The 6,989-nt window shown below is 72.0% G+C and carries 3 protein-coding genes and 12 pseudogenes; 7 read left to right on the plus strand and 8 right to left on the minus strand.

Annotated elements, in window-relative coordinates:
* Positions 1–249: 249 nt before the first annotated feature.
* The 6 genes and pseudogenes from UG55_RS47750 to UG55_RS40560 all read right to left on the minus strand — a co-directional run.
* Positions 250–365, minus strand: a pseudogene (locus UG55_RS47750) (prenyltransferase); the annotation flags it as partial.
* 136 nt (positions 366–501) lie between these two features.
* Positions 502–852: pseudogene (locus tag UG55_RS40545) on the minus strand (hypothetical protein); the annotation flags it as partial.
* Positions 839–1,663: a class I SAM-dependent methyltransferase gene (locus UG55_RS20690; protein ID WP_066071882.1), complete on the minus strand. Its 825-nt coding sequence runs from the start codon at positions 1,661–1,663 to the stop codon at positions 839–841. The pseudogene UG55_RS40545 and the gene UG55_RS20690, both read right to left, overlap by 14 nt.
* Positions 1,657–2,575, minus strand: a 919-nt coding sequence (locus tag UG55_RS40550; protein ID WP_242424866.1) for a glycosyltransferase, incomplete at its 5' end; no start/stop codon positions are given. The genes UG55_RS40550 and UG55_RS20690, both read right to left, overlap by 7 nt.
* 1 nt (position 2,576) lies before the next feature.
* A pseudogene (locus UG55_RS40555) lies at positions 2,577–2,705 on the minus strand (glycosyltransferase family 1 protein); the annotation flags it as partial.
* A gap of 1 nt (position 2,706) precedes the next feature.
* Positions 2,707–3,087, minus strand: a pseudogene (locus UG55_RS40560) (glycosyltransferase); the annotation flags it as partial.
* A 505-nt stretch (positions 3,088–3,592) separates the two neighbouring features.
* Between UG55_RS40560 and UG55_RS40565 the strand changes: the two are divergent.
* The 3 pseudogenes from UG55_RS40565 to UG55_RS40575 all read left to right on the plus strand — a co-directional run.
* Positions 3,593–3,700: pseudogene (locus UG55_RS40565) on the plus strand (TetR family transcriptional regulator); the annotation flags it as partial.
* 72 nt (positions 3,701–3,772) lie between these two features.
* Positions 3,773–3,883: pseudogene (locus UG55_RS40570) on the plus strand (TetR family transcriptional regulator); the annotation flags it as partial.
* 1 nt (position 3,884) lies between these two features.
* Positions 3,885–4,213, plus strand: a pseudogene (locus UG55_RS40575) (hypothetical protein); the annotation flags it as partial.
* Here UG55_RS40575 and UG55_RS40580 read toward each other — a convergent pair.
* Together UG55_RS40580 and UG55_RS40585 are read right to left on the minus strand one after the other, a co-directional pair.
* Positions 4,205–4,878: lipase family protein (locus UG55_RS40580; RefSeq protein ID WP_242424867.1), on the minus strand; the 674-nt coding region annotated here is incomplete at its 5' end. The pseudogene UG55_RS40575 and the gene UG55_RS40580 overlap by 9 nt on opposite strands.
* Before the next feature lies 1 nt (position 4,879).
* A pseudogene (locus UG55_RS40585) lies at positions 4,880–5,191 on the minus strand (lipase); the annotation flags it as partial.
* Between the two features lie 548 nt (positions 5,192–5,739).
* Here UG55_RS40585 and UG55_RS40590 point away from each other — a divergent pair.
* The 4 pseudogenes from UG55_RS40590 to UG55_RS40620 all read left to right on the plus strand — a co-directional run.
* Positions 5,740–5,833, plus strand: a pseudogene (locus tag UG55_RS40590) (DedA family protein); the annotation flags it as partial.
* Position 5,834: 1 nt separating this feature from the next.
* A pseudogene (locus tag UG55_RS40595) lies at positions 5,835–5,938 on the plus strand (DedA family protein); the annotation flags it as partial.
* Between the two features lie 89 nt (positions 5,939–6,027).
* Positions 6,028–6,073, plus strand: a pseudogene (locus UG55_RS40615) (hypothetical protein); the annotation flags it as partial.
* A 1-nt stretch (position 6,074) separates the two neighbouring features.
* Positions 6,075–6,556: pseudogene (locus tag UG55_RS40620) on the plus strand (DedA family protein); the annotation flags it as partial.
* Between the last annotated feature and the right edge of the window lie 433 nt (positions 6,557–6,989).

The following is a 6,989-nucleotide window of genomic DNA, read 5'->3' on the forward strand; positions in this document are numbered from 1 at the left end:
CCGGAGGTGCTGCATGTTCCGCACCATCCGCTCCGCGGCGGCGGTGTCGTCGGCCAGGTGCAGGGCGATGGCCAGCTCGCAGGTCTCCGCGCCGGTGACCCAGGGCTGGTCGTCGACACATCTGATGCCGAGGTCGTCCACGACGAAGTCGTCCCNCCTGGAGCGCAGCCGGGCCCGTGCCTCCGCCCCGTGCAGCACCCCGCCGATCACGGGGTAGTACCAGTCCATCGACCAGCGGGCGCGCGAGGNGAAGTACTCGGGATGATCACGCAGGGCGTGCCGCAGGCGTCCCGCGGCGAGTTCCCAGCCGGGCTGCGGGTCGTCCACCAGCGCGGCGAGCCCGAGGCCGCAGCGCAGGCTGTGCANGGTGGAGGAGCACCCGGTGATCAGGGCCTCGGGGTAGTGCTGCCCGGAGGCGTCCCGGGCCCACCAGATCTGGCCGCCGGGTGCCTGCAGGCCCACGACGAAGTCGATCGCCGCCCTGGCGACCGGCCACATCCNGTCGACGAACGCCCGGTCCCTGGTGACGAGCCAGTGGTGCCACAGGGCGGTGGTCACGTAGGCGCACTGGTTGCTGTCGGCGAAGTCCTCCCGGACGTCGCCGCCGAGGTAACTGGTCGCCCAGGAGCCGTCCGGACGCTGCCGGCGGCACAGCCAGTCCCAGGCGGCGTCGGCGGCGTCCGGCCGACCGGCGAGCAGGAGCGCCATCGCGCACTCCAGGTGGTCCCAGGCGTCGGTGTGGCCGCCCTTGAACCATGGAATCGCCCCGTCCGGCTCCTGCACGGCGGCTATCGCGTCCGCGGTGGCGCGGAGTTCCTCGGGACTCAGCAGGGGGGTGTCACCCGCCGGCATGCCCGGCCCCCGCCTCGACCCGCTCGATCCCCGCCCGCGGCGGCGCGCCGGACGCGCCGGACGCGCCGGACGCGTCAGCGGCGGTCGGCCGGGATCGGCTCCGTGGCTTGCGCAGGTACAGGACGACGCTCTTGCCCAGCACCGGGTCCAGGAGCCGCTCGGTCCGGCGGGTGAGCGCCGGGCGCCGCATCATGTCCCAGACCAGCAGGCGGTGGTAGAGCTTTGTGGCGCGGTGGTCGTCGTCATGGACGCCGACCAGGCACCGCAGCCACCAGTACGGCGCGTGCAGCGCGTGCGCGCGATGGTGGCCGATTAGCTCCAGGCCGTTCGCGCGCAGCTTCTCGATCAGCTCGTTCCGCCGGTAGATGCGGACATGCCCGCCCTCGACGTTGTGGTAGTCGTCCGACAGCGCCCAGCAGATCCGTTCCGGGAACCGGGCCGGCACGGTGACCGCCGCGAACCCGCCGGGCCGCAGGACCCGGGCGAGCTCGGCCATCGCCCCGGTGTCCTCCGGCAGATGCTCCAGGATCTCGGCGGCGATAACCCGGTCGAAGGTGCCGTCGGCGAAGGGCAGGGCGAGTGCGTCCCCGCGCAGTGCCGCCGCCCGGGCGCCCGCGGGCGCCTCCCGCTCGGCCGCCATGGCGCCGAACATCTTCTGGACGCCGGAAACCTCGTCGGCCGAGTAGTCCAGGGCGATGACCTGGGCGCCCCGGCGGAAGGCCTCGAAGGAGTGCCGCCCGCCGCCGCAGCCGAGATCGAGGACGCGGGCCTTCTCGGGGACCGGGAACCGGTTGAAGTCGACGGTCAGCATGCGCGCTCGGACGGGGTCCCCACCTCGGCCGGCGTGGGGGCGGCCAGCGGCCCCACCCCGACGGCGGCCCGGACTGCCGCGATCTCCCGTTCGTACCAGGCGGCGGTGCCGGCCGCGGCGGCCTTCCAGGAGAACCGCTCCTCCACCCGCCGGCGGCCCGCGGCCCCCATGCGGGCCCGCAGGTCCGGATCGTCCAGGAGGGTGCCGATCGCGCCGGCGAGCGCGCCCGGGTCACCCGGTGGCACCAGCAGCGCGGCCTCCCCGTTCGGCCCGGCGACCTCGGGCAGCGCGCCCGCGGTGGTGGCGACCAGCGGCAGCCCGCAGGACATCTCCTCGACCGCGGGCAGGCTGAAGCCCTCGTAGAGGGACGGCACCACGGCGACCTCCGCGGAGCGCAGCAGATCGACCATCTCGGGCTGGGGCACGTTGGAGCGGAAGGTGACCGCCTCGGTGAGGCCGAGTTCGACGACCCGCCGCTGCGCCGCGCCGCCCTCGCGCACCTTTCCGATGCACACCAGGTGCGTGGAGCGCTCGGCCCGCAGTTTCGCCAGCGCCTCCAGCAGCACCATCAGGCCCTTGAGTGGGACGTCCGCGCTGGTCACCACCACGATCCGACCGGGCACGGGACGGGTGACCGCCGCGGAGCCGGTGTCACCCGCCGCTGCCGCCGCTGCCGCCGCGGTCGCCTCCGACCCGTCCGAGGTGGCCGCGGGGTCGACGGGGCGTGGCGTGAAGATGTCGGACTCGACGCCGAGGGGGACGGTGTGGAGAAGGTCGAGCGGTACGTTCATGTCGGCGACGATCTCGTGCCGTGAGCTCTCCGAAGGCACGACGACGCCGTCGAGCCCGCGGGCCACCCGCGCCTGCATCGGCAGGAACGAGTACCAGCGGCGGACCCCGAGCCTGGCTCGCNGACCGGTCGTCGCGGCCAGGTGCAGCCGCCGGTCGACGGTGATCGGGTGGTGCACCGTGGACACGACCGGGATGCCGTAGGGCCGCAGTGCCCGGCGCAGCGGCAACAGGCCGTAGCCCAGCCCCTGGTNGTCATGGACGATGTCGAAGTCCGGCCGGCCCTGCCCGCGGCGGGGCCGCAGTGCCTCGAAGGCCCGGATCGAGAACGCGAGCGGTTCGGAGAACTGCCCGGTCCGCATCATGCCGAACTCGACGACGTCCGCCAGGGATCTGAACTCCCGCATCCCCGGCCACCGGAACGGGTCACCGTCCCGGTAGAGGTCGAGACTGGGTAGCTCGGTGAGACCCACCCCGGGATCAAGAGCCGGGTAGGGCGGCCCACTCACAACGTGAACCTGATGACCGAGAGTAACCAATTCGCGCGAGAGGTGCCGTACGTACACTCCCTGGCCGCCGCAAGTGGGAAGACTTCGGTACGACAACAACGCGATCCGCAACGGTGCGCCCTCCATCGCTCGCGGCCTCCTACNGGTCCCGCGAGCCCGTGGACAGCGCCGTTGCTGGAACACTAGGACATCAGGCGCCGATCTTCACGGAATGCGGATACTTTGGTCCACTTTGCGCAACTTCATCACTGTGCGTAGTTGTCGCCAGGGGTGACCCAGAGTGATTGTCCGTCTGTTGGGTGATCTGTTCCCGGCAGACCGGAACCACCCCCGACCTGCCGCTCCCTCCCGGATGGCGGTCCAGCGGCCCAGATCGCGCGGCCGCCCGCGGCCGGGCGGCGCCATCACCGCCGCCGGTTACGCTCCGTGTTCGAGGGTCCTGGTGGTCCTCGGGTGTTCCGTGCCTGTGACGTCCATCCTGTGGCGTCGGCCAGGCGCCTAGTCTGGACCGATGGNTTCCGGTGATCAGGCCGGCGAGGACTGTTCACGGCCCCGCCGAGGCCGACCGCGGGACGCGACCATCGACGCTCGGGTACTGCGCGCCGCCGTGGACGAGCTCGCCGCGCACGGNGTCGGAGGGTTCAGCGTCAACAGCGTCGCCGCCCGCGCGGGGGTGGCCAAGCGTGGGATCTACGCCCGGTGGGCGACCCGGGACGCTCTCGTCCTCGCCGCGCTCGGCNCCCTTTCCGCCGGACTGGTGCCGCCGCGGACCGGTTCGCTGCGCGGCGACCTGCTGCGGCTGGCTCCACTGGTGGACGCGGTCTTCACCGAGCCGCGGATGTCCGTTCTGGCGAGGTGCCTCGCGGAGCTCGCGAGCCATCCGGGCCTCTACGCCGCCTTCCGGCGGGAGTCGGTCGACCGGNGCGCGGCGGCGGTCCAGGACGCTTTCCACGACGCGCGCTCACGTGGGGAGACGCATCCCGACCTGGACACCGACCTGGCCGCCAGCGCGTTCCTGGGAGCGCTGCTGACCAGGCAGGCCTTTGGCCGCCAGGCATTCGGTCAGCCCCGACCCGGGTCGGCGGGTCAGCCGGCCGGCGGAGCGGTGTCTGCTCCGGAGCGTGCGGTGCCGGTCAGCGCGTATCACCGGCGGCTCGTCGAGTTCTCGCTCGCCGCGGCACGAGGTGCCGCCGCCGGTCGAGTGGAATCCGGTGGACCCGGACCCGGACCCGGACCCGGTCGGTCAGGGTAGGGAACAGATGTCCAGTGGCGCCGCGGCGCCGGTGAAGCGTGCGGCGATCCAGTCGGACAGGTCCGGCATCGACGCGTCGATCACCGTGAGGTGATTGGCCAGCCCGTACCGGTGGTACTCGACCGGGTCACCGGCGACGCAGAGCGCGCTGACGACGCTGTCCGTCGTCGTGCGGTGGATGACGGTGTCCAGGTCGCCCTGGAGCACCAGCTTCGGTGGACCGGGCTGCTGGACCTCCCGCCACTGGCGGCTGAACGCGCTCGCGAACGGCTCCGTCCGTAACGGGTCCTGGGTGAAGACGCTGGCGATGGACTCACCTTCGCTCGCCAGCAGCAGGTCGATGGCGCACTTGTTGCGAGCCAGCGCGGTCAGCCGCCGACCGGTCGGCGTGAGGATGCCGACCGGATCGATGCTCGGATCGGCGGCGGCGAGCCCGAGCACCGCGAGGACGACGTAACCGACCCCCTCCGGTACCGTCTGCAGTTCGCGCAGCGAGGTGGGCAGGTCGACCAGCGGGGCCGTCACCGCGGCTCCCCGGACTCGCAGCTCGGGGGCGTAGGCGCCGGCTGCCGCGGCGGCCGCGAGAGCCGCCTGGCCGCCCTGCGAGTAGCCCCACAGGACCACGTCGTGGCCCACCTGGGCCTCCGGTATCGATCGGGCTGCCCNGGCGGCGTCCAGCAGTGCCTCCCCCGCACCCTCACCCACGTAGATCGGATGCTCGCCGGGGCCGCCCAGACCGGTGTAGTCGGTGATGGCCAGGACGTTGCCGTCCCGCACGAGCTGCAGCGTCCCGCCCACGGCCGACAGTGCCGGTTCGGCGCGGGACGGTGCACAGGAGTCGTTGATCCCGGTCGTGCCGTGGCCGAAGGAGACCAGCGGCCGACCTTGCGGGGGGACGGGGGTGGTTTCCGAGGGGGCGACCACGAGACCGGTCACCAGGCGGTCCTCGTCGTTCGGACCGCGGGAGTGGTAGAGCATCCGCCACACGCGGAATTCGTCCGGTGCGCTGACGCGTGCGCTCGAGACCAACTCGCCGGGCTGGNCGGGGGGCAGGTCGGCGAGGTCCGTGCTGGCCGCCCGGCCGTCGGCGGTGAGGTCCTCCAGCCCGTNGCCACTGAGGTGATAGCTGAGCACCGGTGTCGGTGTCGGTGTCCGCGCCGTCCCCGTCGGCTCCGCAGGCCGGGTGGGCTGCGCTGACGTGGTGCCNGACGCGCAGGCAGNGGGCAGACACGCGAACGTCACAGCACCGAGAACGAGGCCGAGTAGATGATTCCGGTATCTGGCCACATGGTNAGGTTAGGGTCGCTTTGCTGGCAGCAAAGACAGCGGTATGCGGTTGGCTCCGGCGCGGGTGGCCTAGGGTGGCCCGAAGGCCGCGGCGGTGCCGCGCCACCGGCGTGAGACCCTGGAACGACTTCCCGTCAGCACCGCCCACCGGCTTGAACCTCCAGGAGGCCNTCGACTGTGACCACGTTCTCGTCGAACACCCTGGCCCTCGGGCCGGAGTTCATCAGCGCCGACAACCNGGCCAAGGCCGGCCTCGCCGTGGTCCTGCTGATCGTCTTCGCCGAGTCCGGGCTGCTGGTCGGGTTCTTTCTCCCGGGTGACTCGCTGCTGTTCNCCCTTGGTCTGCTGATTTCGCAGGACGAGGTGTCCACGCCACTGTGGCTTGCCTGTGCCCTGATCGGCATCGCCGCGGTCGCCGGTGACCAGGTGGGCTATCTGNTCGGTCGCAAGGTCGGCCNGGCGTTGTTCNGGCGACAGGACTCACGGCNGTTCAAGCAGGAGTACGTGGACCAGGCGCAGGAGTTCTNCGAGAAATACGGCGCGCGGTCGATCGTGCTGGCCCGCTTCGTCCCGNTCGTGCGGACCTTCACCCCGGTGATCGCCGGAGTGAGCCGGATGAACTACCGGATCTTCATCACCTACAACGTGGTCGGCGGCCTGCTCTGGGGCTGCGGGGTCACGATCCTCGGCTTCTACCTCGGAAAGATCGAATTCATCCGGGAGAACGTCGAGGCGATGCTGATCCTCGTCGTGCTGATCTCGGTGGTGCCCATCCTGATCGAGTTCCTGCGGGCGCGGCGCCGGAAGGCCGCCGCCGGGTCCGCCGCCGGATCGGCGGCTGCCGCGGGCGGCGGCAACGAGACCGGTGCTTCCTACCCGGATGCGCGCCGTGCTCCGTCGGGCCCGGCCCGGCCCGGCCCGGCCGACCCGCACGAGTTCGTCGCGGGTGCCGAGCGGTTCCGCCAGGCGGCGGACGACAGCGAGCAGACCACGCGGATCGAGCGGGGCAACCGGCGCGGGGGCGGCGGCAGGCACTCGGCCGCGCGGCACCGCTGACCGGCACCGCTGAGATTGGCACCGTCAGCCGGCTTCGGTGTCGGCTGACATCGGTGTGCCCCGGCAAGGTGTGCTCCGGTCAATGCCGCCAACGTCAACGCGGTGAGTTCACCGGTGCGGAGGTCTGCTGGCTCTCACCCGGCCTGGGCTCGGGCGGCGGCTGTGGCCAGGTTCCTGGGCGTGCCCGGCGGCCAGCGGCAATGAGGTTCCGGCGGGCAGCCCACTGATACGGGGGGATTCAGCGGGCCGCGCCCGCCGGAACGTGTCCACCGTATCCGCTCGGCTGGTCGGAGGTCGGGTCGAGCGCACAACTAATACCGAAAAGATGACTAACTGACGCAATACGGGCATTGGGTCTGCGGGGTGGGATCGTAACGGCTACCGACGTTCCCCGTCGTGGCGCTGGGCGGCTCACGTCCGGCGGCTCCAGGAC

Source organism: Frankia sp. EI5c, assembly GCF_001636565.1.
Lineage (GTDB): Bacteria > Actinomycetota > Actinomycetes > Frankiales > Frankiaceae > Parafrankia.